18 protein-coding genes, 1 tRNA gene and 1 riboswitch are annotated in these 26,116 nt (G+C 74.8%); of the genes, 11 read left to right on the forward strand and 8 right to left on the reverse strand.

Annotated features, from left to right (window positions below):
* Window positions 1–133: 133 nt before the first annotated feature.
* Together ACWDBE_RS19170 and ACWDBE_RS19175 are read right to left on the reverse strand one after the other, a co-directional pair.
* Window positions 134–1,633, reverse strand: coding sequence for an aminopeptidase P family protein (locus ACWDBE_RS19170; protein WP_449788529.1), 1,500 nt, complete (start codon window positions 1,631–1,633; stop codon window positions 134–136).
* Window positions 1,634–1,790: 157 nt separating this feature from the next.
* Window positions 1,791–3,242, reverse strand: coding sequence for a PP2C family protein-serine/threonine phosphatase (locus ACWDBE_RS19175; RefSeq protein ID WP_449788528.1), 1,452 nt, complete (start codon window positions 3,240–3,242; stop codon window positions 1,791–1,793).
* Between the two features lie 612 nt (window positions 3,243–3,854).
* Between ACWDBE_RS19175 and ACWDBE_RS19180 the strand changes: the two genes are divergently transcribed.
* Window positions 3,855–4,517, forward strand: a complete 663-nt coding sequence (locus tag ACWDBE_RS19180) for a bifunctional DNA primase/polymerase (protein ID WP_449788527.1) — start codon at window positions 3,855–3,857, stop codon at window positions 4,515–4,517.
* Window positions 4,518–4,749: 232 nt separating this feature from the next.
* On the opposite strand, the gene ACWDBE_RS19185 is transcribed toward ACWDBE_RS19180, so the two are convergent.
* From ACWDBE_RS19185 to ACWDBE_RS19200, 4 genes are all read right to left on the reverse strand, one after another.
* Entirely contained in the window at window positions 4,750–5,733 is a 984-nt protein-coding gene (locus ACWDBE_RS19185; RefSeq protein ID WP_449788526.1) for a DUF5926 family protein, read from the reverse strand.
* 69 nt (window positions 5,734–5,802) lie between these two features.
* Complete coding sequence (locus ACWDBE_RS19190; protein ID WP_449808678.1) at window positions 5,803–6,378, reverse strand: ATP-binding protein; 576 nt, start codon at window positions 6,376–6,378, stop codon at window positions 5,803–5,805.
* 351 nt (window positions 6,379–6,729) lie between these two features.
* The gene (locus ACWDBE_RS19195; RefSeq protein ID WP_449788525.1) at window positions 6,730–7,554 is read right to left on the reverse strand and encodes a glycerophosphodiester phosphodiesterase; all 825 of its coding nucleotides are present in this window, start codon (window positions 7,552–7,554) and stop codon (window positions 6,730–6,732) included.
* Between the two features lie 147 nt (window positions 7,555–7,701).
* Window positions 7,702–9,120: a purine-cytosine permease family protein gene (locus ACWDBE_RS19200; protein ID WP_449808604.1), complete on the reverse strand. Its 1,419-nt coding sequence runs from the start codon at window positions 9,118–9,120 to the stop codon at window positions 7,702–7,704.
* A riboswitch (TPP riboswitch) is annotated at window positions 9,113–9,257 on the reverse strand. It overlaps the preceding gene by 8 nt.
* 220 nt (window positions 9,258–9,477) lie before the next feature.
* Here ACWDBE_RS19200 and ACWDBE_RS19205 point away from each other — a divergent pair.
* From ACWDBE_RS19205 to ACWDBE_RS19235, 7 genes are all read left to right on the forward strand, one after another.
* Entirely contained in the window at window positions 9,478–11,268 is a 1,791-nt protein-coding gene (locus tag ACWDBE_RS19205) for a trypsin-like peptidase domain-containing protein (protein ID WP_449788523.1), read from the forward strand.
* A 64-nt stretch (window positions 11,269–11,332) separates the two neighbouring features.
* Window positions 11,333–11,423 (forward strand) — tRNA-Ser (locus ACWDBE_RS19210).
* Window positions 11,424–11,549: 126 nt separating this feature from the next.
* Window positions 11,550–12,377, forward strand: coding sequence for a MerR family transcriptional regulator (locus ACWDBE_RS19215; protein ID WP_449808605.1), 828 nt, complete (start codon window positions 11,550–11,552; stop codon window positions 12,375–12,377).
* A 78-nt stretch (window positions 12,378–12,455) separates the two neighbouring features.
* Complete coding sequence (locus ACWDBE_RS19220) at window positions 12,456–13,664, forward strand: MFS transporter (RefSeq protein ID WP_449808606.1); 1,209 nt, start codon at window positions 12,456–12,458, stop codon at window positions 13,662–13,664.
* Window positions 13,665–13,878: 214 nt separating this feature from the next.
* The gene (locus tag ACWDBE_RS19225; RefSeq protein ID WP_449808607.1) at window positions 13,879–15,243 is read left to right on the forward strand and encodes an FAD-binding oxidoreductase; all 1,365 of its coding nucleotides are present in this window, start codon (window positions 13,879–13,881) and stop codon (window positions 15,241–15,243) included.
* Between the two features lie 460 nt (window positions 15,244–15,703).
* Window positions 15,704–15,895 carry a hypothetical protein gene (locus tag ACWDBE_RS19230; RefSeq protein WP_449788519.1) on the forward strand — a complete coding sequence of 64 codons (192 nt, stop codon included), beginning with the start codon at window positions 15,704–15,706 and terminating at the stop codon, window positions 15,893–15,895.
* Between the two features lie 489 nt (window positions 15,896–16,384).
* On the forward strand, window positions 16,385–17,182 hold the full coding sequence (locus tag ACWDBE_RS19235; RefSeq protein ID WP_449808608.1) for a pyridoxine/pyridoxamine 5'-phosphate oxidase: 798 nt from the start codon (window positions 16,385–16,387) through the stop codon (window positions 17,180–17,182).
* A 49-nt stretch (window positions 17,183–17,231) separates the two neighbouring features.
* Here ACWDBE_RS19235 and ACWDBE_RS19240 read toward each other — a convergent pair whose 3' ends face one another.
* Window positions 17,232–18,299, reverse strand: coding sequence for an EamA family transporter (locus ACWDBE_RS19240; protein WP_449808609.1), 1,068 nt, complete (start codon window positions 18,297–18,299; stop codon window positions 17,232–17,234).
* A 152-nt stretch (window positions 18,300–18,451) separates the two neighbouring features.
* On the opposite strand from ACWDBE_RS19240, the gene ACWDBE_RS19245 reads away from it, so the two are divergent.
* The 3 genes from ACWDBE_RS19245 to ACWDBE_RS19255 all read left to right on the forward strand — a co-directional run bounded on the left by ACWDBE_RS19245 (window position 18,452) and on the right by ACWDBE_RS19255 (window position 22,407).
* Window positions 18,452–19,321, forward strand: a complete 870-nt coding sequence (locus ACWDBE_RS19245; RefSeq protein WP_449788516.1) for a DUF1906 domain-containing protein — start codon at window positions 18,452–18,454, stop codon at window positions 19,319–19,321.
* A 44-nt stretch (window positions 19,322–19,365) separates the two neighbouring features.
* Entirely contained in the window at window positions 19,366–20,574 is a 1,209-nt protein-coding gene (locus ACWDBE_RS19250) for a hypothetical protein (protein ID WP_449808610.1), read from the forward strand.
* Window positions 20,575–20,745: 171 nt separating this feature from the next.
* Window positions 20,746–22,407, forward strand: a complete 1,662-nt coding sequence (locus ACWDBE_RS19255; protein ID WP_449788514.1) for a long-chain fatty acid--CoA ligase — start codon at window positions 20,746–20,748, stop codon at window positions 22,405–22,407.
* Between the two features lie 112 nt (window positions 22,408–22,519).
* Here ACWDBE_RS19255 and ACWDBE_RS19260 read toward each other — a convergent pair whose 3' ends face one another.
* Window positions 22,520–26,014 carry a PAS domain-containing protein gene (locus tag ACWDBE_RS19260; RefSeq protein WP_449808611.1) on the reverse strand — a complete coding sequence of 1,165 codons (3,495 nt, stop codon included), beginning with the start codon at window positions 26,012–26,014 and terminating at the stop codon, window positions 22,520–22,522.
* Window positions 26,015–26,116 lie beyond the last annotated feature (102 nt).

The following is a 26,116-nucleotide window of genomic DNA, read 5'->3' on the forward strand; positions in this document are numbered from 1 at the left end:
AGACGCTCGGCTGGGAAACCCCAGCCGAGCGCCTGGCTAAACTCCTCGCGGCCTAGACAACCGACCACGTGTTGCAACGACCACTAGAAACCGCCCACTGCTCGGGAGGCCGGGCCCTTCACCGCTGCGCGGCTCAGGCGAGCGAGGCCATCCAGGCCTCGACGTCCTCGGAGCTGCGGGGCAGGCCGGCCGAGAGGTTCTCGTTGCCGTCGGCGGTGACCAGGATGTCGTCCTCGATCCGGACGCCGATGCCGCGGTACTCCTCCGGCACGGTCAGGTCGTCCTGCTGGAAGTACAGGCCCGGCTCGACGGTCAGCACCATGCCCGGGACCAGCAGCGCGTCGACGTGCTCCTCGCGGCGCGAGTGGGCGCAGTCGTGGACGTCCAGGCCGAGCATGTGGCCGGTGCCGTGCAGGGTCCAGCGGCGCTGGAGGCCGAGCTCCAGGACCTTCTCGACGTCGTACACCGAGGCGTCCAGCAGACCCCAGGCGAGCAGCCGCTCGGCGAGGACGCGCTGCGAGGCCTCGTGGAAGTCGCGGAAGCGGGCGCCGGGCTTCACCGCGGCGATGCCGGCCTCCTGGGCGTCGTACACGGCGTCGTAGATCCGGCGCTGCAGCTCGGTGAAGCGGCCGTTGATCGGCAGGCTGCGGGTGACGTCGGCGGTGTAGAGGGTGCTGGTCTCCACGCCCGCGTCCAGCAGCAGCAGCTCGCCGGGGCGCACGTCGCCGTCGTTGCGCACCCAGTGCAGGGTGGTGGCGTGCGGGCCGGCCGCGGCGATGGTGCCGTAGCCGACGTCGTTGCCCTCGACCCGGGCGCGGCGCCAGAAGGTGCCCTCGATCCAGCGCTCCGAGGTGGCGACGGCCTGGCCCAGCTCGCGGACCACGTCGGTGAAGCCCTTGACGGTGGCGTCGCAGGCGGCGCGCAGCTCGCCGATCTCCCACTCGTCCTTGACCAGCCGCAGGCCGCTCAGGAACTCCTTGAACTCGGCGTCCTTGTCGGCGTCCAGGGCGTCGGCCAGCGCGGCCTCCAGGCCGGCGTCGTAGCCGCGGACGATCCGGGTCGGCACGGCGGAGTCCGCGGCCTTCGCGGCCAGCTCCTCGGCGGCCTGGCGCACGTCCCGGGCGGGCAGGCCGAGCAGCTGCTCCTGCTCGCTCAGGCTGTGCCGGCGGCCGACCCACAGCTCGCCGTGGCCGTCCAGCCAGAACTCGCCGTTCTCGCGGTTCGAGCGGGGCAGCAGGTAGAGCGCGAACTCGTGGCCGGTCGCTCCGGTCGGCTCGCCGACCAGCACCGCGTCCTCGGTCTGGTCGCCGGTGAGGTGGACGTACTCGCTGGAGGCGCGGAACGCGTAGTCGGTGTCGTTGGAGCGCACCCGCAGGTTGCCCGCCGGGACGACCAGGCGCTCGCCGGGGTAGGCGGCGGACAGCGCGGCGCGGCGCTCGGCCGCGTACGGGGCCTGGGCGACCGGGACGAGGCCGTGCAGCTCGGTGTCGGCCCAGCCGGACTTCATCGAGGCGGCGAGCTCGTCTGAGATCTCGCCGTAGAGACCGTTCTTGCGGCCCTTGAACTGCTCGGGCTCCTCGCCGCCCTCGGCCTCGGGGTTCTCGGCCACCGCGGGGGTACGGTCCTCGGTCACGTGCAACGCCTCCTTGGGGGTGGTACCGCCGCCCGTCGGGGGAGGTGTCGGATCGCGACACGCGCGGGCGGCCGTGCGTCCATGGTACGGACGTCCGGCCGCCCGTCCTCGCCCAGCCTTCGGCCGGGGGGACCCCAGGGCCCGAGCTGTTCCTCTCCTACTCGAAGCGGGCCGCCAGCAGCATCAGGTCGTCGGTGGCCGTGCCCGGGGTCTCCCGGTCCGGGCAGACCGCCAGCAGGTGGGCGCAGAGCCGGTCCGGGTCGATCCGCACGTCGCGCGGGGCGTCGGCGGCGGCCCGGCGCAGGTTGGCCTGCCCGGCGTGCAGGGTCGGCCCGCAGCGGCGGGCCAGGCCCTCGGTGTAGAGCAGCAGGGTGTCGCCGCGCTCGGCGGTGAACTCCACCCCGGGCGCCTCCCAGCAGGTCAGCATGCCGAGCGGGGCGGAGAGCGAGGTCTCGACGAACTCGGCGCCGTGCCGGCCGACCAGGACCGGCGGGCAGTGCCCGGCGCCGGCCAGGGTGATCCGGCGCTCCTCGGGCTCGACCCAGGCGTAGACGGCGGTCGCGGTGCGGGTCGGCTCGGTGGTCTTGAGCAGCAGTTCCAGATCCCCCAGGACGGAGACCGGGTCCTCGCCCTCCAGCACCGCGTACGCCCGCAGCGCGGCCCGGACCCGGCCCATCGCGGCGGCCGCGCCGGGGGCGGAGCCGGGGCCGGCCCCGGGGCCGTCGCCGGAGACGGATCCGACGGTGAGGCCGATGGTGCCGTCGGGCAGCGGGATCGCGTCGTACCAGTCGCTGCCGCAGGAGAGCTCCAGCCCGGCGGGGACCAGCCGGGCGGCCAGCCGCAGCCCGGCGGCCCGGGGGAGCCGGTCCGGCAGCAGTCCGCGGCGCAGCGCCTCGGTGGTGCGCGAGATCCGGTCCGACTCCAGTTGCTTGGCGAGCAGCGGGGCGGCGATCTCGCAGTAGTGGCGGGCCAGTTCCCGCTGGCAGCCGGTCGGTTCGGCGGGCTCGTCGTAGAACCAGAGGGCGGCGGCGAGCGGGCCGTCCTCGCCGGTGGCGAGCGGCAGGCCGTAGGCGCCGCCGAGGCCGAGGTGGACGGCGAGTTCGCGCAGCCGGGCGCCGATGGCCGGGTCCTCGGCGAGGTCGCGGGAGTGCAGGTGGGCGGGCCGGTCGAGTTCGCGCAGCAGCCGGGCCAGCAGGCTCTGCTCGGTCGGGACGGTCTCCAGGGCGCCGAGGCTGGCGCGGTCGAGGTTGAAGCCGACCGGCTGTCCCGGCCCGCCGCCGGGCCGCCTGGTGACCAGCACGCCGCGCCGGGCGCCGAGCAGGGCGGCGCCGGAGGCGAGGACGGTGTCCAGGGTGGCGGTCAGGCCGCGGGCACGGGCCAGCCGCTCGGTGTGCTCGTGCAGGCTGGTGAAATCGGACAGGCGTCCGGCCAAACGGTCCTGCACCACGGCGGACGGGGCCGTGCGGTCGTCCGCCGTGCCGTCCGGGGCGTCGACGGGGCCGGGCAGGTCCGGCAGGTCGAGGACGGTGAGCCCGCCTGCGCAGCCGGGTTCGCCCGGCTCGGCGGTCGTCGTCGACGGGACGGCCGCCGACGGGTGGGACTCGTTCATGCCGCCACTCCTGACGCGGTGCTACGTGCCATGCGAAACCCCCAGCTAAGGCCAATGTGGAGCGAGCACGGCCAAAGGGCGTGTTTCGCCTCGATTCGCTACTACTCGTCATTGATCGACAGCAATGCCACCACTTCTACACAGGCCATTCGGGGCATGTCCAGATCCAGGACGACGCGGTGGCCCGTTCCACATCCAGCGCGACCCGGTCGGGGGGCGCGCGGGGTCCGTACGCGCGCCGTGGAGCCCGCAGGCATGGAGCGGGCCGCGAGCGGGCAGAACCGGGAGGACGGACCCGGGCGGCCGTCCGGATCGTATGTCCGTGCCGCCCGTGAGCCGGGCCGGCCGGAACTCTCTCACTCGTACGGTGGAACCAAGCGCGCCCGGGCGGCGTCCCTCCGGTCGCGTACGGGATTCTCGTTCCAAGGGCTGTGCCGGTGCGCGGCCCTTCATGTCGTGCTCCACACGCTCCACGTCGCAGCCGCGTCGTCCGCCCCGCCGCCCGCCCCGCCCCGCGCCGCCCGGGGCCCGCCCCGGCGGCCCGCACGGAGGAACCCGACGGACGCCGGTGGAGCGGAGCGAACCGAGCGGTCAGGGAAAGGAACGAGCGCCATGCGTGAGAACCCGAAGAGCCGGTCGGAGGAGCGTTCCGCCCGGTTGGCCGCGGCCCTGGCGGCCGCCGTCGACCACCGCTGGCCCGTGGTGCCGGGCACCGTGCTGTGCGACGGCCGCTGCTCCTGCGGCGACCCGGACTGCACCGTTCCCGGCGCCCACCCGCACGACCCCTCGCTGCTGGCCGCCACCACGGACGCCCGGATGGTGCGCTGGTGGTGGGAGCGGCGGTGCCCGGACGCGCCGGTGCTGGCCGCCACCGGCCGCACCGTCTCGGCGGTCAGCCTGCCCGCGGAGGCCGGAGCCCGGGCGCTGGTCTACCTGAGCGCGCTGCGCCTGCCGCTCGGACCGGTGCTGGCGATGCCGGGCCGCTACGCGCTGCTGGTGGCTCCGTACTCGCTGGACGCGCTTGGCGACATGCTCGCCCAACTCCCTTGGGTGCCGGGGTCGTTGCGCTACCACGGACCGGGCGGCTTCCTGCCGCTGCCGCCCGGCGGCGCGGCGGTGGGGGTCCCCGCGGCCGGAGGCTGGGGGCGGGTGCGCTGGGTGCTGGCGCCGCGGCCGGGCGCGGGCGGCGGGGTCCGGCTGCCGCAGGTCGGGCCGCTGCTGGGGGAGTTGGTGGAGGCGACGGTCCGACTGGACCGCGGACGCTCGGCCCACTGAGGGCGGGGCTCCGCGCGGGCGCTCCATCGGGGTGATCCGTGGGGGCGCTCCGATGGGGCGCTCCGGAAAAACAAAAGATCCGACCGCTGGCGACGGGGGATGCACCAGCGGCCGGACTCTTTAGACAGTAACAAGGATCCGCGCCCGCGCCAATTTCCAAGACGCCCTCCACGCCCGGAAATTGCGCGTTCACCACGACAATGTGACGCGTATCACGCGGATCCCGCGCGCTTTAGTTCAGGGTGACCTGACGGTTCACCAGGTTCGCGCGGGCGCGCCGCTCCTCGGCGGTCAGCGGGGTCCCGTCGGCGAGCACGGAGGCGAGCCGCGCGGCGAACTCGGCGGCCGGCTTCTCGCAGTCGGCGGCGGTCATCTCGAGCGGGAGGTCCCACACCGGGACGGTCAGGCCGTGCGCGCGGAAGGAGCCGACCAGGCGGGTGTCCGGGCCGAGCGAGGCCTCGTCGGCCGCGTTCAGCCGGGCCAGCGCGTCCAGCAGCTGCTCCTCGGGCACGGTCATCACCCAGCGCAGGTGGTTCTTGTCCGGGGTGCCGCACCAGTAGGCGGAGTCCACGCCGGCGAGCTTCTCGGTCGGGATGGCCGAGGCGTTGGCGCGCTCCAGGGAGGCGGCGACCTCGCCGGTGGCGGCCTCGGCGTCCTCCAGCCAGAACTCGAAGCCGGTGTGCACGGTGGGCGTGAACGCGGCGGTGGTGTCCAGCAGGTCCTGCAGGCGGCGCCCGCCCGGGACGGTCCGGCGGGCCGGCACCGGGCTGCCCGGCTCGGTGGCCAGGGCCAGCTCCAGGGCGTCCGCGAGATCGCGGCTGAGGTCGCCGGAGGCGGACTGGGTCTGCAGACCGAGCAGGATCGAGCCGTCCTGGCGGCGCAGGGCCGGCCAGGCCAGCGGCAGCACGGTGGCGAGGGTCACCGACGGGACGTCACCGGTCGCGCCCTCGGCCACCCCGGCGGCCAGCGTCAGCGGCACCGTGGCGGCGGGCACCAGCTCGCGCAGCGCCACCCAGTCGGCCTCGCCGGGCAGGCCCTCGAACGGGCGGTGCACCAGCTCCTGGACCGCGTGCGAGGCCTCGCGGCCGTGGCACGCCTTGTACCGGCGGCCCGAGCCGCAGGGGCAGTCCTCGCGGGCCCCGACCACGGGGATCTCGCCCGTGACGGCGGTGGTGGACTGGCGCTGCGGCGCCTTCTTGGCGGCCTTCTTGCCCATGCTGCGGCTCTCCCGGGAACGGTGGTCCTGTGTCCCGGGAAGCCTAACGACACATCCCCCGAGCCCGGCTCATGCGCTACGGGCATCGCCTCCGGTGCGCCGGGCGTGCCGGGCCCGGGCGGGCAGCGCCGCCCAGACCGTGACCTCGCCCGGGGCGTCGCGCACGCCCCAGTCGCTCGCCAGCTGGTCGACGATGCTCAGGCCGCGGCCGCCGCGCGAGGTCAGCGAGGGACTCGCGGGCAGCGGCCGGGTGGCCGCCCCGCCGTCCGTGACCTCCAGGGTGAGCACCCCGTCGGTGTGCATCTGCCAGCGGACCAGCACCCCGCCGTCCGGCTCGTCCGAGCCCTCGGCGGACTCCCGGCCGCCCGGCGCGGCGTGCGGCCCGGACGGGACACCGACCAGGACCTGCCCGAGCACCTCGGCCCGGGAGCCGCGCCCCAGCGCCGGCAGCGGGCCGAGCGGACGGGCGTACCGACAGGCGTTGCTCAACAGCTCGGAAAGGATCAGAACAGCATCATCGATGACCGGTTCCGGTATCTGCCGGTCACCCAGATCTCGACGCAGTCGGCGCCGTGCGACCCCGACACTCGCTGGGCCGTGCGGCACTGCCATGGTCGATGAAGTCGGCACTTCACGCGCCACCATCAACGCCACCCCCGGACCTCCTTCAGCGTATGCCGAGGGAGAGATGCCCCTTGGTAATGCGTCGGAAACGAGCACCGGACGATCCCGCCCGCCCATTTCGAGCGCGGCGACCGACGGTCGACATCAGGTCATTCCGTGCTCACCCTCTGTCGCCCGGATGCGAGAATTCCGGCAATTTCGCGCAAGGAAGGTTTGACTGCTGACCAGAAGTGATCGGATCTGACGGTATGGCCCCGGCCGGTCCTCGGTGCGTCGGCGGATCACCAGGCGGTCACCGGCGCGATCACCGGGGCGGTCACCGGCGCGATCACCGGGGGACCGCCCGGCGATCGGCCGGCGATGATCCGGCCGTCAGTGGCCGAGCTGCGCCAGCACCTCCGCGGGCCGGTTGGTGATGATCGCGGACACCCCGAGCTCCAGGCAGAGCTCGACGTCGGCCGGCTCGTCCACCGTCCACACGTGCACCTCGTGCCCCAGCTCCCGCAGCCGGGTCACCAGCTGCGGGCGGGCCCGCACCAGTTCGATGCCCGGGCCGGCGATCCGCGCCCCGCCCGGTAGCGGCGAGCCCGCGCGCAGCCGGCCGAGCAGCGGCAGGGTCCGCTCGAACAGGAAGACCCGCCGGTACTGCGGCGCGGCGGCGACCACCCGGTCCAGCGCGACCGAGGAGAAGCTCATGATCCGGGCGGACGGGCGGCCGCCGTCCCGGGTCGCGCCGATCTTGAACCGCTCCAGCGTCCGCAGCAGCTCGGCCTCCACCCGGCCGCGGAAGCGCACCGGGTGCTTGGTCTCGATCGCCAGGTCCACCGGGCGGCCGCACTCCACCACCAGCTCCAGCAGCCGCTCCAGCCGCAGCACGCCGCGCAGCTCGGGGTCGGTGCTGGGGCGGCCGGTCTTCCAGGCGCCGAAGTCGTACGCCTCCAGCTCGGCGAGGGTCATGGCCGAGACGGTGCCCCGGCCGTTCGAGACCCGGCCGATCCGGCGGTCGTGCACGCAGACCAGCGCGCCGTCGGCGGTGACCCGGACGTCGCACTCCAGCGCGTCCGCGCCCTCGTCGAGCGCGCGCCGGTAGGCCGCGAGGGTGTGCTCGGGCAGGGCGTGGGAGGAACCGCGGTGGGCGATCACCTGGACGGTCGGCACGGTGCGCGCCGCCGTCGAGGACAGGTCTGGGCTGGTCACAGGCCCAACGATAGGTGGCGGAAGTGAAGCGCGGACAAAGACGGCCCCAACCGGTGGGGCCGTCTTCGCCGTGCTCAGGCGTGCTCAGTCGCGCTCGGGCGTGTTCTGCCGTGTTCCGCCGCGCCGGTTCGGTCAGGTCAGGTCCGGTCAGGGCCGGGCGGCGCGGCGGCCGATCGGGGTGAGCGCCCAGGTGACCAGGGCCGGCACCAGGAAGGCGAACAGCGAGGCCGAGGTCCACTCCCGCGGGGTGAAGTGCAGCGCCTCCTGGGCGGAGGTCCAGAAGTCCGTCCACCAGTCGGCCACCTTGGTCGGCGCGATGAACTGGTAGACGGCGAAGCCCAGCGCCCACGGCAGCAGCATCAGCCAGCGGGACGGCGCGTCGGCGGAGAGGTTCCAGCCGCGCCGGCCGGCGCCGAGGAAGTAGTCCACGACGAGCACCGCCAGCAGCGGCACGAACACCGAGCCGATCAGGCCGAGGAAGCCGTAGTAGGTGTCGGTGAACTCGTCGATCTGCAGCGCCAGCACGGTGATCAGCACGCCGATCGCGCCGGAGAGCACCCGGCGGTCCACCTTCGGCAGCAGGTTCTGCACCGACATCGCGGTCGAGTACACGTTGGCGAAGGACTGGTCCGTCTCGCGCAGCACCAGCACCAGCAGGAACAGCCAGCCGGCCCAGACCCCGAGGAAGGAGTCGAAGATCCGGTTCGGGTCGCCGCCCGACTGCAGCAGCGCCATCAGGCCGAGCACGTAGCACCAGACCTGGGCGATCGTGTAGCCGGAGAAGCTGCCCCAGAACGCCGAGCGCGGGGTGCGCGAGTGCCGGGTGTAGTCGGCGGCCAGCGGCACGAAGGAGACCGACACCGCGATCATCGCGTCGGTGGCGCCCAGGAAGCCGTGCCAGTTCCCCGCGCCCGGGTCCGGTACGCCCTGGCGGCCCAGCTGGACGGTGAGGTACACCATCGCCACCGCGACCGCCCCGGCCACGAAGCGGCGCAGCACCGCGATCGAGCCCAGCGGCCAGATGGTCAGCACGGTGGTCAGCGCGCCGGCGAGCAGGACGAACAGCCAGCGGTAGCCGGTGGTGTGGGCGACGGTCTGGGCGCCCGCCGAGATGGTCAGCAGCTCGAACACGCCCCAGCCGATGCACTGCACGATGTTCAGCACCGTCGGCAGGTACGACAGCCGGGTGCCGAACAGCCCGCGCAGGTTCGCCATCGCGGGGGCGCCGGTGCGGGCGCCGATCAGCGAGGCCAGGCCGAGCATCGCCGTGCCGACGACCGTACCGACGGTGATCGCGGTCACCGCGGCGGCCAGCGACAGCTCGCTGCCGGGGGCGCCGAGCACGGTGGCGGCCGTGGAGAAGCCGATCAGGCTGACGCCCAGGTTCATCCAGAGCGCGAAGTGGTCCCGGAAGCGCAGCGTGCGCGGCGGCTCGGTGTCGAGCACCAGGGGCGCCTCGACGTGATCGGCCCGCTGGGGGCGGTCCAGGACGGCCGTGGGCGTGGACCCGGAGAAACCCTTGGACTCGGGCGCACCCGAAGAAGAGGATGGCGAAGCAGGCGGCATGGCCGATACTCCCTACGCCGGCATTACCCGGACAGGTTCCGGCGGTCAGCGCCCCCTCGAACGTCCGTCACTCGCGTGGCGTACGGTCGACATGCGCACTCTCAGCCTGGTGGGTCCAAGCTCCCGCGTGTCAGTTGTGAGCGACAGGCTAACCGGCGCGGGGGCCGACACCCAAGGCCGAGGGCGTACGGTCCGCATCGCGGGACGCCCGGCGGGGGGAGGGGAGCCTCGGCCGTCGGTGCCGGCGTCGGTGCCGGCTAAGGATTCTTATGAGTTCTTCAGAGGGGTCCTTACGGCAATCGAATCGGCAGTGCGAAAAACTATGGTCCTTGGTTCTGCCAGCTATGGAGGTCGTCCGTGAGCACCGAGCGCGAGGTTGGGCCCGCCGGGCCGCAGGGGGAGCAGCCCGCCGGCCAGGGGGCGGCCGAGACCGCTCCCGAAGGCCCCGCTCAGGGCGGGCACCAGCCGACCATGGCCTTCCGGCGGGTGCCGGGGCCGGAGGCGGGTGCCGCCGATACCGCTGCCGTCGAGGCGGCGCCGCCCGTGGACGCCGTTCCGGCCGAGGGCGTCCCGGCCGAGGGGGTCCCGGCCGAGGGTGGGCACAAGCCCACCGTCGCCTTCACCAAGGTGCCGGCGCCGGAGTCCCCCGCCGCGCCCGTCGCGGAGGAGCCGGCCGTCGACCCGGCCACCGGCTACATCGACGCGCCGCCGCCGGTCCTGCCGCCCGCCCCGCCGTCCCCGGTCGCCGCCGCGCCCGCCGCCCCGGCCCTGCCGCCGGCCGGCAACCCGTACGCCACCCCGACCCACGGCGTCCCCGCCGCCGGCGCGCACGAGGGCTTCGGCGCCGCTCCGGCCGCCGCCCCCGCCGCGCACGGCCACCACCCCTTCGGGGCCGGCCAGCCGCTCGGCGGCTGGGGCCCCACCCACGACTCCACCTCCGGCGGCGCCGGCTACCCCGGAGGCCCGGCCGGCCCGCTCGGCTACCCTGCGGACTACCCCGGTGGTCCCGGCGGCCACGGCGGCCCGCGCAAGAAGCGCGGCGGCCTGGTCGCCCTGATCGCGGCCGTCGCGGTGGTCGCCGGCCTGGCCGGCGGCGCGCTCGGCGTGTCCGTCGCCGACCACGTCGACAGCAGCAACGCCGCGAACGACCACCGCAGCACCACCGTCCAGGCCAGCGACACCCAGAAGAACGAGCCCGCCCCCGGCTCGATCGCCGCCATCGCGCAGAAGGCGCTGCCCAGCGTCGTCACCATCAAGGCGCAGGGCAACGGCGAGTCGGGCACCGGCACCGGCTTCGTCTTCGACACCGAGGGCCACATCCTCACCAACAACCACGTGGTCGCGCCGACCCTCAGCGGCGGCAAACTGACCGTCAAGTTCGCCGACGGCACCTCCTACAGCGCCTCGGTGCTGGGCCACGCCGAGGGCTACGACGTCGCCGTGGTCAAGATCGACAACCCGCCCAAGAGCAAGCTGGCCCCGCTACCGCTGGCCGACTCCGACAAGGTCAACGTCGGCGACGCCACCGTCGCGATCGGCGCGCCGTACGGCCTGGAGTCCACCGTCACCAGCGGCATCATCAGCGCCAAGGACCGCCCGGTGGCCTCCGGCGACGACACCGGCTCGCAGGCCTCGTACATGAACGCCCTCCAGACCGACGCCTCGATCAACCCCGGCAACTCCGGCGGCCCGCTGCTGGACTCCGGCGGCGCGGTGATCGGCATCAACTCGGCGATCCAGTCCAACGCCTCCGCCAACGGCCGGGCCGGCAGCATCGGCCTGGGCTTCGCCATCCCGATCAACCAGGCCAAGTGGGTCGCGGACACCCTGATCAAGACCGGCAAGCCGGTCTACGCCAAGCTCGACGTGCTGCGCAACGACGACTACAAGGGCGACGGCGCGCAGATCCAGACCAAGGACATCCAGGGGCAGCCCGCCGTCACCCCCGGCGGCGCGGCCGACAAGGCCGGCCTCAAGCCGGGCGACGTCATCACCAAGCTCGGCGGCGTCCCGATCGACAACGGCCCCGCCCTGGTCAGCCGGATCTGGACGCACAAGCCCGGCGAGACCGTCGACGTCGAGTACACCCGCAACGGCCAGACCCTCAACACCAAGGTCACCCTCGGCCAGCGCGAGGGCGACCAGTAACCCACGGCCCGCGCGGAAACGTGTGCACCGAACCCCTCCGGACCCGTTAGGCTGACCTCCGCCTGGAGAGCTGCCCGAGCGGCCTAAGGGAACAGTCTTGAAAACTGTCGTGCGGTGACCCCGTACCGTGGGTTCGAATCCCACGCTCTCCGCCAATAGGAGAACCACCTGCTCAGGGCGGGTGCCGACATCGTTCGGCACCCGCCCTTCGCGTTCCCCGGGGGGTGGTGGGCGAACGGGGTTGACCCTGACACGGTGGCAGGGGATGGAGTGGTCGCACCATGTTGAACATCGGAGACTTCGCCAGCCACGGCCGGGTGTCGGTACGGATGCTGCGCCACTACGACGCGATCGGACTGCTGCGGCCCGCCCGGGTGGACCCGGTCAGCGGGTACCGCTTCTACGAGGCGTCCCAACTCGCCCGGCTCAACCGGGTGATCGCGCTCAAGGGGCTCGGCTTCACGCTGCAGCAGGTACGGGCCGTCCTGGACGAGCGGGTGGACCCGGCCGAACTGCGCGGGATGCTGCGGTTGCGGCGGGCCCAGCTCGCCGAGGCGATCGCGGCCGACGAGCTGCGGCTGGCCCGGGTGGAGGCGAGGCTCCGGACGATCGAGAGCGAGGGGACCATGTCCGCACACGAGGTCGTGGTGAAGTCGGTGCCGTCCGTCCGGGTGGCCCAACTGAGCGGTGTGGCGGCGAGTTACGAGCCGGAGGACATCGGACCGGTGATCGGGCCGCTGTTCGGCGAGCTGTGCGGGCGGCTGGCCGAGGCCGGGATCGAGGCGACCGGTCCTTCCGTCGCCCGCTACCAGGACGCACCGGAGGGCAACGGCGCGGTGCTGGTCCTGGTGGGCATCCCGGTCGGTTCGTCGGTGCGGCCGGGCACGCACGACTTCGAGGTGCTCGACCTGCCGCCGATCGAGGAGGCGGCGACCATCGTGCACCGCGGCTCGATGGACGAGGTGCTGGGCAGCAGCCAGGAACTCGCCCGCTTCATCGAGCAGAACGGCTACCGCTCGGCCGGCTACGCCCGGGAGCTGTACCTGGAGTGCCCGGAGGACCAGGCGGGGTGGGTCACCGAGCTCCAGGAGCCGGTGGTCCGCCGGTAGTTCGTCGGTCGTGCGCTGGTGGCGGCGCCCCCGGCGTGCTTGCCCTCGACCTGGTCGAGGGGCCTAGCGTCGCCCGGCATGACCACCACCACCGGCGCACCGGCCCCGGTCGCGCTGCCCCGCCCGTACCTGTTCTGGCTGGCCGGGGTCCAGGCCGGACTGCTGGGCGACGCCGCGCTGTACTTCGCCCTCGGCTGGGCCGCCTCCGCGCACGGCGGCGGCGCGGCCGGGCTGGTCCTGACCGCGATCACGGTGCCGCGCACCGCGCTGGTCCTGCTGGGCGGCGCGGTCGCCGACCGGTTCGGCGCCCGCCGGGTGATGCTCGTCGGGGACACGGTGATGCTGGTCGCGACCGGCGCGCTGGCGCTGGTGGCGGCCGACCGGGGCACGCCGCTGTGGCTGCTGGTCGCGGCGGCGGCCGTGATCGGGACGGTCGACGCCTTCCACCTCCCGGCGAGCGGCTCGATGCCGCGCCGCCTGGTGCCCGCCGACCGGCTGCCCCGGGCGCTCGCCCTGCGGCAGGCCGGCGGGCAGAGCGCCGTCCTGCTCGGGGCACCGCTGGGCGGCCTGCTGGTCGCGGCCGGCGGGCTGTCCGGTGCGGCGCTGGTGGACGCGGCGAGCTTCGGGGTCGTGCTGCTGGTCCTGCTGCGGGTGCGCCCCGGGGAGGAGGGGCCGTCCGGCCCGCGGGAGGGACTGCTGCGCGAGGCGGCGTCCGGAGTCCGGCTCGCCCTGGCCGATCCGCTGCTGCGGGCCGCGCTGCTGCTCACCGGCGCGGCGGCCGGGGCGCTGCTGCCGGTGGTGTCGCTGCTCGGCCCGCTGCTCGCCCGTGCCCACGGCTGGGCGGCCGGGACGGCGGGACTGGTGAGCGCCGGGCAGGCGGCCGGGGTGCTCGCGGTGGCCGCCCTGGTCGCCCGGCGGGGCGGGCTGCCCCGGGCCGGTGTGGGGGCGGCGGCCGGGCTCTGTACGGCCTCGATGGGGACCGCGCTGCTGGCGCTGGCCGGGGAACCGGCGGTGGCGGTGGCCGGCAGTGCGGTGGCGGGCCTCGGCTCGGGGCTCTTCGCCTGCCACCTCGGACCGCTGGTGCTGACCGGCGCGCCGCACAGCCACCTCTCGCGGGTCCAGGCGCTGCTGACGCTCGTGCAGAGCCTGGCCCTGGTGCTCGCGAACGCCCTGCTGGGGCCGCTCGCGGACGCGGCGGGCGCCACCCTGCCCACCCTGCTCTGTGCCCTCGCCACCGCCACCGCGGGCCTCACCGCCCTGGCCACCCCGGCCCTCCGCCGGGCCTGAGCCACCCGACCGCCCGCCCGCAGTCCGGCGCCCTTCCACCTCCCCGCTCGTCTCCGGGCCCACTTGCCCGCCCCTTCCATCTCCCCGCCCGCTGTCCGGCTCCCTTCCGTCTCGCCGCTCGTCTCCCCGCCCGTCTCAGGGCCCACTTGCCCGGCCCCCGCCGTCCGGGCAGAGTGCGGAGGTGGAGGCGGCCGGACGGCGAGTGGAGGCGGCGATGAGTGATCTGACGGACCGACTGGCGCAGGCCCTCCCGGACGGGGCCGTCGTGGTGGACCCGGACGTGACCGCCGCCTACCGCCACGACATGGCGGGCTTCTGCGCGGCCGGGCAGCCCGCGGTGGTGGTGTTCCCGGAGACGGTCGAGCAGGTGCAGCACGTCATGCGCACCGCGACCGAGCTGCGCGTCCCCGTGGTGCCCCAGGGCGCCCGGACCGGGCTGTCGGGGGCGGCGAACGCGGTGGACGGCTGCGTCGTGCTGTCGCTGGTGAAGCTGAACCGGATCCTGGAGATCGACCCGGTGAACCGGATCGCGGTGGTCGAGCCCGGCGTGGTGAACGCCGAACTATCCGGAGCAGTAGAGGAGTTGGGCCTCTCGTATCCGCCGGACCCGTCCAGCTGGGAGTCCTGCACGATCGGCGGCAACATCGGTACCGGTGCGGGCGGGCTCTGCTGCGTGAAGTACGGCGTCACCAGCGAGTACGTGCTCGGGCTGGACGTGGTGCTGGCGGACGGGCGGCTGCTGTCCACCGGTCGCCGGACCGCGAAGGGCGTGGCCGGGTACGACCTGACCAGGCTGTTCGTCGGTTCGGAGGGGACGCTCGGGGTGGTGGTCCGGGCGGTGCTGGCGCTGCGGCCGGCGCCGGCTCCCCAGCTGGCGCTGGCGGCGGAGTTCCCGAGCGCGCAGACGGCCGGGGCGGCGGTCTGCGAGGTGATGGCGCGCGGTCTGACCCCGTCGCTGATGGAGCTGATGGACGCGGTCTCGGTGCGGGCCGTCAACGAGTTGGGGCGGATGGGCCTGCCGGAGTCCACCCAGGCGCTGCTGCTGGTGGCCTTCGACGGGCCGGACCGGGTGGCGGAGCTGGCCCGGGTCGCGCGGCTGTGCCGGGAGGCCGGGGCGACCGAGGTGGTGCCGGCCGAGGACCAGGCGGAGTCCGACCTGCTGCTGGCCGCCCGGCGGATGGCGCTGCCCGCGCTGGACCGGCTGGGCACCACGATGATCGACGACGTGGCCGTGCCGCGCTCCCGGCTGGCGGAGCTGCTGGACGGCGTCGCGGTGATCGCCGAGCGGCACGGACTGACCATCGGCGTGGTCAGTCACGCCGGGGACGGCAACACCCACCCGATCGTCATCTTCGACGCCTCGGACGAGGATCAGGCGGCCCGCGCCCAGCGCTCCTTCGACGAGATCATGGCGCTCGGGCTGGAGCTGGGCGGCACTATCACGGGGGAGCACGGGGTGGGGCTGCTGAAGCGGGACTGGCTGGCGCGTGAGCTGGGCCCGGTGGCGCTGGACCTGCAGCGGCAACTGAAGTCGGTCTTCGATCCGCTGGGAATCCTGAACCCCGGCAAGATGATCTGATTTCCATCGGTACATCTCATCTGGGCGAGCCCTCTGCGCCCACCTTCCCGCTGCCGAAGTGCGACTTTCCGACGGCCTGCGAATTGTCGGAAAAGTCGACACGGGAGGGTGACCGAACTTTTCAGGGGCGCGTTCATGGTTCGCATGCGCCGGGGTGGTGCGCTCGGCGGGCCGCGTGACGGCCTTGCGCCGCCCTCCCGGGCGTCTCGGTCGACGGCCGTCCGGGCGAAATTCCCAGCTCGGGCGGGGTGTGTCGCCGCCTGGACCGCTTTCCGGGCCGTTATGCGCGGTCGCACTGATATCACGCGAACGGGCGAAATCCGCCCCATGAGCTAGCGCTTTGTCGATTTGTTGCGGAAGTCTGTCTTCCGGCGCCGCAGTTCGCAGGTGTTCGTCTCGCTGACGAACCTTGCACACCTTGATCGACCACTGCCCGATGAACGGATTCCCGGAGGCACCCATGGCACGCGTCCACACCCGTCGAAAAACCGGGCTGCTCCTGGCCGGGCCACTCGCGGCCGGCCTGCTGCCGGCCGGTGCCGGTGCCTCGAACCAGGACGACACCGTCGCCGTGAAGGACAACGCGGGCACCGTGCAGGGCGGTCAGGGCAACCAGGACGTCACCGTCGTCGTCGCCCCGACCTTCAACTGACCGACCGCACGGCCGAGTGACGGCACCGGGCACCACGGAAGGCGGGGGCGCCTGACGTGGGCGTACGCGGGTGAGCTGAGCAGCCGCGAACGGGCCAGGACCGGATCGGAACGGCCGGAACGGACACCGAGAGCCAGCGCTTCACTGACACCGAGGAGCCGACGCTTCACACCAGAGGGAACAGCGCATTCGACCGGCCCGCGGAAAGGGTCACCGCGAAACCGGTCTCGTGGGCGGTGCCGCCATCGGCACCGCCCACGAGCGTGTCCGGCGCCGGTGCGTCCGCCCCCGGATCGCCCCGCCCGGGCACCCGTGAAGGGCCCCGGAACACCCCGCTGACCGGCCCAGATCCATTCATCGAGGGCCCGCGCCCGGAGCCGTCGGTCTACGGCGGTACGGTTGCGCTCCGACAGCGCACCCACGTGCCCGGCCCGGAAGGCCCGGCCCGGCCGGGGTGGCGACCGCGGCAATCGGAAGGAAGGGCGCGCGATGGCGGCGGAGGAGGAGGGCCTGACCGGCCCGGACGGGGCCAGGCCCGCGGCGGAGCCCGGGGCAGACCCCGCGGAGGCGCGCCCGGAGCCGTCGGCCGAGCCGGTCCACGAGCACCGGTCCGCCCCCAGGTCCGTCCCCGAACTGCTGCTCGGCCGCCCGCCGATGGCCCGCCCGCTGCCGTCCTTCGACCACGAGGCCGCCCCCGCCGAGCCGGGCCCGCTGTTCGTGGACTGGCTCGAAACCGCGCTGCACGCCGGTGTGCTGGACCCGCAGGCCTTCACCCTCTCGACCGTCGACGCCGACGGCATGCCGGACGCCCGGGTGCTGGTGCTGCGCGACGTCGACGCGGCCGGCACCGGCTGGAACTTCTCCGCGGACGCCGACAGCGTCAAGGGCCGCCAGCTCGCCGCCCACCCGGCCGCCGCGCTGACCGTCTACTGGCCGCAGCTGGGCCGCCAGGTCCGGGTGCGCGGCACCGTCGAGCGGGCCGCCGACCTGGTCGCCGCCGCCGAGTTCGCCACCCGCTCGCCCGCTGCCCGGGTCGTCTCGCTGGTCGGGCGGCAGAGCGAGCCGCTGGGCTCTCTCGACGAGTACGACGAGGCGGTGGCGGTCGCCCGTCGCCGACTGGAGGCGCACCCGGACGCGGTGGCACCCGGCCACGCGGTCTACACCCTGTGGGCGCACGAGGTGGAGTTCTGGCAGGGCGACAGCCAGCGCCGCCACGTCCGGCTGCGCTACACCCGCATCGGCCCGGTCAGCTCCGCGGAGTGGTCGCGCACCCTGCTCTGGCCGTAGTCCGCGCACGGCCCTGCGCGGACTACGGCCTCCGCAGGCACCCGCGGGGCTACCGCCGCCCGGTCAGCGTCGCGCCCACGCTGGCCGCGACCACGCAGCCGATCCCGGCCAGCTGCGGCGCGCCCAGCAGCTGGCCCAGCACCACCAGCCCGACCAGTGCGCTGACCGCCGGCTCCAGGCTGACCAGCACGCTGAACACCCGCTGCGGCATCCGTCGCAGCGCGGTCATCTCCAGCGCGTACGGGATCACCGGCAGCAGCAGCGACACCCCGGCCACGGCGGCGAGCAGCGCCGGAGCCGAGGCCCCGGGGGCCGTCAGCCCGTGCCAGGCCTGGCCGAGCCCGAACGGCGCCAGCGTGAGCGCGCCGACCGTCATCGACACCGCGAGGCCCTGGAACCCCTGGAAGGTCGCGCCGACCTTGTCGGTGAACAGGATGTACAGGGAGTAGCAGGCGGCCGCCCCGAAGGCGTACAGCAGGCCGACCGGGTCGAGCGACCCGCCGCCGTCACCCTCGCCGAGCAGGGTCAGCAGCACCACGCCCGCGGCCGCGAGCAGCGCCCAGAGCAGGTGGCTGGCGCGCCGGGCGAAGACCAGGGCGACCGCGAGCGGGCCGAGGAACTCGATGGTCGCGGCGGTGCCCATCGGCAGCCGGTCGATGGCCCCGGCGAACAGGAAGGTCATCCCGGCCGAGGCCATGCCGAGCAGCGCGGCCGCGGCGAGGTCGCGCGGGCGCTTGTCGCGCAGCTTCGGCCGGGTCACGGCGAGCAGGATGACGGCGGCGAAGCCGAGCCGCAGGAAGGTCGTGCCGCTGACCCCGAGCGGGCCGAACAGCGGCTTGGACAGCGCGATGCCGGTCTGCACCAGGAACATCGCGGCCAGACAGAGAAGCGGCGCCGGGATCCGCTCCGGGCGCCGCAGGACCTTGCCGAACCGGCCGGGGGATCGGCCGGTGTGGGTTCCGGGTGGCGCCGCGGGTCCGGACGCCCCACCTCGTCGCCAGCTTCCCCGCTCGCCGGCAGGCTCGCCCTTGGGGGCGGGCGGCATGGCAAGGGCCTCGGCGACGGCGGCGACCGACGACGAGGCGGTGGGGGTTTCGCTGGTATGGGAGGTGGGCATACTTGTGAGTTTGCCGTAAGGAGTGATGAACGGGCAAGCTCGTTACAAAAATCGGGACGGATCCGGACGGGTGCGTCCGAAAGGGTGGACTCCCGAGGGTGCCGCGGCGTGGTTGCCGCAGCCGTCCGACGGACCGTCAGTAACAAGGCGGGGTGCGCCATCTCCGCCCCGCCGCCCTCCTCGCCGCCGCCCTCGTGCTCCTGCTGGCCACCGACGGGACGGGCGTGAACGCCGAAGCCGCCGCCCGGACCGCCGCCGCTCCCCGCGGCCGGGCCGTCACACTGGCCGACCGGTCCGGCCCGCCCCGGATCCGCGACACCTGGAGCGGCCCCGCCTTCGACGCCTGCACCGCACCACCGCTCGACACCCTGAAGGCCTGGCGCGACGCCTCCCCCTACGGGGCGCTCGGCATCTACACCAGCGGCTCCCAGCGCGGCTGCACCCAGCCCCGGCTCACCGCCGAGTGGGTGCGCCAGGCGCGGACGATGGGCTGGCGGTTCCTGCCGGTGCACGTCGGGCTGCAGGCGCCGTGCGCAGACCCGGGCCACAAGCCCAAGCGGATCGACCCGGTGAACGCCGTCGAGCAGGGCCAGGAGGAGGCGGGCGAGGCCGTTCTGGCGCTGCGCGCGCTCGGGCTCGCCCCGGGCAGCCCGGTCTACCTGGACATCGAGGCCTACCCGCCGCGCGACCCGGTCTGCGGCCAGGCGGTGGTCGACTTCACCCTCGGCTGGACCGCCGGCCTGCACGCCGCCGGCTACGGATCCGGCTTCTACTCCAGCCTCGACTCCGGCATCGCGGACCTCGCCGCCGCCGCCCGGGCCGGCAGCTCCCCGCTGCCCGACGCGCTCTGGTACGCCCGGTGGGACGGCAAGGCCGACACCGACGGCTCCGGCGGCATCGCCCCCGACCTCTGGAGCTCCCACCAGCGCGTCCACCAGTACAACGGCAACGTCGAGGAGACCTTCGGCGGCGCCACCCTCACCGTCGACCGCAACCACGTGGACGGCCCGACCGCCCTCTGAGACCCGCGGATAGGGTGGCCCCCGATCGAGCACGGGGGAACGGCATGACGAACGGCCAGGGGTACGGCGGCACCGGCGGACACGGCGCGCCGCCGCCGCAGTACCCGTACGGGCAGGCGTCGTACCGGCAGAACCCGTACGTGCAGAGCCCGTCCCCGCAGAACCCGCCCCCGCAGAACCCGCCCCCGCAGAACCCGTACGCGCAGCCGGTGCCGCCGTCGCAGCCGTACCCGCCCCAGCAGCCGCACGGGTCCGCCCCGCCGAGGCCCGCGAGCGGGCTTCCCGGCGGCTTCCCCGGCCCCGCGCCGCGCCGCGGCCGCGCGGCGGTGCTGACCCAGTTCCTCCTCCAGTGGATCTACGCACCGCTCTGGATCCTCGGCCTGGTGCTCCTCTTCGTCCTCCTGATCTTCGCCGACAACGTCGGCGGCGGGTCCGGCCCCAGCTCCGACGGCTGGCTGAAGGTCAACCGCAGCTTCCTCCCGCCGCGCCGGCTGCGGGCCGAGCTCACCGGCCGCCCGGAGGACTGGGAGCGCTACGTCGCCCCGATCCTGGCGCGCCGGATCGCCGCCGCAGAGGCGGCGTACGCGGCCGGCGACGGCGAGGTGCAGGCGGACCTCGGCCGGGTCGTGCGGGTCGGGCTCGCGCTGCGGCTCTACCGCGGCCTCGGCGCGGCCGGCGTGGTGCGGCTCGCCGAGCGGCACGGCTGGCACGGCGTGGCGGCCGGGACCGACGCCGGGCACGTCCGGCTCGCCCGCCACTTCCCCGCCCCGGCCGTCCCGAACGCCCCCACCCCGCAGGACCCGCCCGCCGCCCCCGGCACCCCGTGGGGCCCGCAGCCGGTCCGCTTCGCGCCGCTGCTGCCGTTCGTCCTCCTGCTCCAGATCGTCTACGTCCCGGTGTACGGCCTGCTCACCTGCTGGGTGAGCCGCCCCGAGCCCGACTACTGGGACCGCTGGGGCGCCCGCTGGACCGTCGGCCCGCGCGCCTTCCGCGCCGAGTTCACCAACAGCCCTGCCGCCTGGGACCGCCACATCCGCCGCATCCTCGACCGCGACACCAAGCGCATCAGCACCGCCGCCCGCACCCCCGACGGCCCCCGAGTGGACCGCGTCCACCTCAAGCGCGCCACCTACCGCGGCGCCGGCGCCCACCGGGCCCTGTGCCTCGCCGCCGAACAGGGCTGGACCCTCGACCCCGCCTACGCCCCCGACCCCGCCAACTCCCTCCGCCTCACCCGCCCCACCCTCCCCTGACCCACCCGAGAGGGGCCGGGGCGGAACCGGGACGAATCCGTGATCCGTGCAACGGGGTCGGGATACTGACAGCGGGGGGTGGGGGCGGCACAATCGGGCACGTCCGCGCGCATTACCGCCCGGTAGGTGCCGCAGGCGCTGCCGCCAGTGCCGCCAGGTCAAGGAGGACCCGTGTTCAGCACGATGCAGGACGTTCCGCTCACCGTCGCCCGGATCCTGGAGCACGGGGCCACCATCCACGGCCGCTCGACCGTGACCACCTGGGACGGCACCGGGCCGGTCGTCCGCAGCTACGCCGAGGTGGGCGCCCGCGCCGCGCAGCTCGCCTGGGCGCTGCGCGACGAGCTGGGGGTGACCGCCGACGACCGGGTCGCCACCCTGATGTGGAACAACGCCGAGCACCTGGAGGCGTACCTCGCCGTCCCCGCGATGGGGTCCGTGCTGCACACGCTGAACCTGCGACTGCCCTCCCAGCAGCTGTCGTTCATCGTCAACCACGCCGCCGACCGCGTGATCGTCGTCAACGGCACCGTGCTGCCGCTGCTCGCCGCCGTCCTCCAGGACCTCGCACCGACCCTCAAGCACATCGTGGTGAGCGGCCCCGGCGACCGCTCGGTGCTGGCCGGCTTCGCGGGCGGCGTGCACGACTACGAGGAGCTGATCGCCGGCCGCCCCACCGAGTACCCGTGGCAGCACGACATCGACGAGCGGCAGGCCGCGGTGCTCTGCTACACCTCCGGCACCACCGGGGACCCGAAGGGCGTGCTCTACAGCCACCGCTCGGTCTACCTGCACTGCCTCCAGGTCAACACCGGTGACAACTTCGCCTTCACCCCGCGCGACACCGCGCTGCCGGTGGTGCCGATGTTCCACGTCCAGGCCTGGGGCATCCCGCACGCGGCCTTCATGTCCGGCGCCAACCTGCTCATGCCGGATCGTTTCCTCCAGCCCAAGCCGATGGCCGAGATGATCGCCGCCGTCCGCCCGACCGTCAGCGCCGCCGTCCCCACCATCTGGGCCGGCCTGCTGGACGAGCTCGACGCGGGCGACTACGACACCTCCAGCCTGCGCATGGTGGTCATCGGCGGCAGCGCCTGCCCGCCCTCCCTGATGAAGGCCTACGAGGAGCGGCACGGCATCCGGGTGCTGCACGCCTGGGGCATGACCGAGACCTCCCCGCTCGGCTGCTTCGCCCAGCCGCCGGGCGGCCTCACCCCCGAGGAGGAGTGGCCGTACCGGGTCACCCAGGGCATCTTCCCGGCCTCCGTCGAGGCCCGGCTGATCGGTCCGGGAGGCGAGCGGATGCCGCACGACGGCGTCTCGGCGGGAGAGTTGGAGGTGCGCGGCCCGTGGATCGCCGGGGCGTACTACGGCGGCGCCGGCCAGGACCCGGTCCGCCCGGAGGACAAGTTCTCCGAGGACGGCTGGCTGCGCACCGGCGACGTCGGCACCATCACCGCCGACGGCTACCTGACCCTCACCGACCGGGCCAAGGACGTCATCAAGTCCGGCGGCGAGTGGATCTCGTCCGTCGAGTTGGAGAACGCCCTGATGGCCCACCCCGACGTGGCCGAGGCCGCCGTGGTCGCCGTCCCGGACGAGAAGTGGGGCGAGCGCCCGCTGGCCACCGTGGTGCTGCGCCCGGGCGCGACCGTCGGGCTGAAGGAGCTGCGGGCCTTCCTGGGCGAGCGGATCGCCTCCTGGCAGCTGCCGGAGCGCTGGTCGATCGTGGAGTCGGTGCCGAAGACCTCGGTCGGCAAGTTCGACAAGAAGGTGATCCGGGCCGGCTACGCGGCCGAGGAGCTGGACGTCACGGTGCTCGGCAAGGAGTGACCGGCGAGGAGTGACCGCCCGGTGACGATCGGCGCGGAGCTCCCGGTGGAAGGGCCGGCCGCCCCCGTACCGAACGGGGGCGGCCGGCCCTTCCCCGTGCCGAGGAGTCGAGTCAGCCCGCGGCGGCGACGCCCGCCTCGCCCATCGCGCCGATCCGCCCGAGCAGGTCGACGATCCGGGACTGGACGTCCTCGCTGGTCGAGCGCTCGGCGAGGAACAGCACCGTCTCGCCGGTGCGCAGCCGGGGCAGTTCGCGCGGGTCGAGGTCCACCGAGGTGTAGACCACCAGCGGGGTGCGGTGCAGCCGGTCGTTGGCGCGCAGCCAGTCCAGCAGGCCGACCCGGCGGCGGCGGATCTGCAGCAGGTCCATCACCACCAGGTTGGGCTGCACGCTGCTGGCCCGGGCGACCGCGTCGTTCTCGTCCACCGCGTGTTCGACGTGCATGCCGCGCCGCTCCAGGCTGCCGATCATGGCGGCGGCGATGTCCGGGTCGCCCTCGACCAGCAGCACCCGCGGGGCGTGGTGCTCGCCGTCGCGCGGCGCGAGGGCGCGCAGCAGGACGGCCGGGTCGGCCCCGTACGCGGCGTCCCGGGTGGCCTGGCCGAGGCCGGCGGTGACCAGCACCGGGACCCTGCGGTTGAGCGCCGCGGTGCGCAGCGACTGGAGCGCGGTGCGGGTGATCGGGCCGGTCAGCGGGTCGACGAAGAGGGCGGCGGGGAAGCCGGCGACCTGGGCGTCCACCTCCTCGCGGGAGCTGACGATCACCGGCAGGTAGCCGCGGGCCTGGAGGGCCTGCTTGGTGGCCGGGTCGGGCTCGGGCCAGACCAGCAGCCGACGGGTGTTGGCCAGCTCGCCGGTCGGGGCCGACGGCTGTCCGGCGGCGGGCCGTTCGTCGGCGGCCGGGAGTTCGGCCATCGGGCGCGGCGCGGTCCGGGCGGCGTCGGCGGGGACGGGCGGCTGCGGCGCGTTGGCGGGCAGCGGCGCGGGGCCGAGCTGGCGCGGCGGGGCGAGCTCGCCCAGGCCGGTGCCGACCGGGCGCGGTCCGGACGGCTCCTCGGCGGCGGCGGGCAGCGCGGCGCGGGCCGGCGCCAGCGCGGTGCCGGGGGAGGACTGTGGCTGGGCGACCGGACCGGCCGGACCGGAGGCGTTCACCAGCGCGTCCGGTCCCGGCCCCGGCGGGACGGCCAGCCGGCGGCGGCGCCCGGTCGGGGCGGCGGCCGCCGGTTCGGGCAGCACGGGCGCGGGGCCGGTCGGCAGGGCGTGCTCCAGGCCGGGGTAGACCGGGGTCTCGGGTACTCCGGGCAGGGCGAAGCCGCCGGGGGCCTCGTCGGCCGAGGGCAGTGCGCGCCGGCGCCGGTGCTTGGTCTCGCCCTGGGAGAGCTCCTGGGCGGCCTCGTCGGTCGGGGTGCCGCCGGGCGGGGTGCCATCGGGGGCGGCGGGCGTGGGCGCCGGGCCGAGCGCGAGCGGCTCGCGTCCGCCGGGGCGGTTCGGCTGCGCCCGGTGGCCCTCGACGGGTACGGCGTAGGCGGGGCCGGAGCGGCCGTCGTCCTTGCCCCACGGGTCACTCTGGGCGCCGTCCGGGCCGGCCAGGCCCTGGCGGCCGTACGCGGGGTCGTTGCCGGTGCCGTTCCACTGCTCGGGCACGGCTCGCTCGACCCGGGCGGGGGCGTTCGGCCACTGGTCGGCCGGAACGTCGGGGGTGCCGGGGGCCGGGGCCTCGGCGGCCGGTCGGCCACGGCGGCCGCGCCGCTCGGCGGGGGCCTCCTCGGCAGGGGCCCGCTCCGCGTCGGGAGCCGCGGGTGCCGCGGGTGCCGCGGGGGCTCCCGCAGCCTCGGGGTCGGGCCGCTCGCCGGCCGGCGCGGCCTCGGCGGTGTCGGCGGCCTCGCCGCTGCTGGGCAGCTGCGGGATGCCCGGAAGCTCGGGCAGGACGGCGCTGTCGCTCTCCTTGGGCCGGTCGGAGCGGCCTTCGGCGGCGGCGCGCTCGGCGGCGGCCTTGGCGGCGGCCGGGTCCAGCGGCAGCTCGACGACGTACGTGGTGCCGGCCTTTCCGGGCAGCTCGTGCGGCTGGAGCACACCGCCGTGGCGCTCGACCACCGCCCGGGCTATCGGCAGGTGGACGGGGCTGCCGCCGACGCCGGGGCCGCGGATCTCGACCCGGGCGACCTCGCCGCGCTGGGCGGCGGCCAGGACGACGGTCGGCGGCTCGGGGGCGGGCGACAGCGCGGGCGCGGCGCCGTTCAGCCCGGGCACGGCCAGACCGGGGGAGGGGGCGTCGGGGGTGGCCAGCGCCAGCCCGACGCCGCTGACGTCGGCAACCAGGTGGGCCAGCGCCTGCGCCAGCCGCCGCTCGTCGGCGATCACCTCGACCGCGGCGGCGTGCACCGAGAACCGGACCCGGCCGGGGCCGACCAGCTCGCCGGCCTCCTCGACGGCCCGGCGGACCACCTTGTCCAGGCCCACCGGCACCCGGGGCGCGGCCTTCCGCCCGCCCTTGCCGTCCATGGCGTCCTTGCCCGCCTTGGACTCCTTGCCGTCCTTGGCCTCGGCGGCGCCGCTCTCGCTGGCCTCGCAGCGCTGGTGGTCGAGGACCCCGTCGATCAGCTTCCCGAACCGGCGGCACTCGGCGGCCAGCCGGCGCAGCGTCCAGTTGGCCTCCGGCCAGAGCTGGCCGGCCGGGTCGGCGGCGAGCGCGTCGAGCCGCTGGTTCAGCGCGTTCAGCGCGCCGCCCAGCTCGCTCTCCAGGACGGCGGTGAGGTGCTCGTTGCGGGCGACCAGGGCGAGTTCGCGGCTGCGGTCGGTGAAGGTCATCACCGCGCCGACCAGCTGGTCGCCGTCCCGGACCGGGGCGGTGGTGAGGTCGACGGTGACCGGCCGACCGTCCTTGCGCCACAGCACGGTGCCGCGCACCCGGTGCTTGCGCCCGGAGGTCAGGGTGTCCAGCAGCGCCGACTCCTCCAGCGCCAGCGGGGTGCCGTCGGCCCGGGAGTGCTGGATCAGCGGGTGCAGCTCGCGCCCGCCCAGCTCGCTCGCCCGGTACTCCAGGATGTGCGCCGCGGCCGGGTTGACCAGCACGCAGCGGCCTTCGAGGTCCACTCCGAGCACGCCCTCGGCGGCGGCGCGCAGGATCATCTCGGTCTGCTTGTGCTGGCGGCGCAGCTCGGCCTCGACGCCGAGCCGGCCGGAGAGGTCGCGGACCAGCAGCAGGAGCAGGTCGGAGGAGGAGGGCGAGTTCTCGCGGTACGAGTCGTACGGGGAGCGCGCGTAGCCGCGGCCTTCGCCGTCGTCGGCGAAGTCGTTGCCGGAGACCTCGACCGGGAAGGTGGTGCCGTCGGTGCGGTGGGCGGTCATCCGGACCGGGCGGTCGAGGGCCTCTCCGTCGCGGGTGGCCGGGCGCATCGAGCCGGGGATCCGGCTGGGGTCGAACTCGGGCAGCAGACCCAGCACGCCCATGCCGACCAGCGAGGTGCCCGGTGCCTGCAACGCCTGGACCGCCGCGCTGTTGGCATCCACGACGGTGCCGTTGCTGTTCACCAGCAGCAGCGCGTCGGGCAGGGCGTCGAGTATGGCGGCGAGGCGAGCAGCGCCTCGGATCGGCCTGCTGCTCACGTGGACAGGTCTCCTCGGCTCGGGGCAGCTCCTCCGGAGACGGCAGTATCTCATTCTTCTTTGCGGTGGGGACGACCCGCCTAGTAACGTTGGCAGCGGTTG

It is taken from the genome of Kitasatospora sp. NPDC001132 (genome assembly GCF_053598415.1).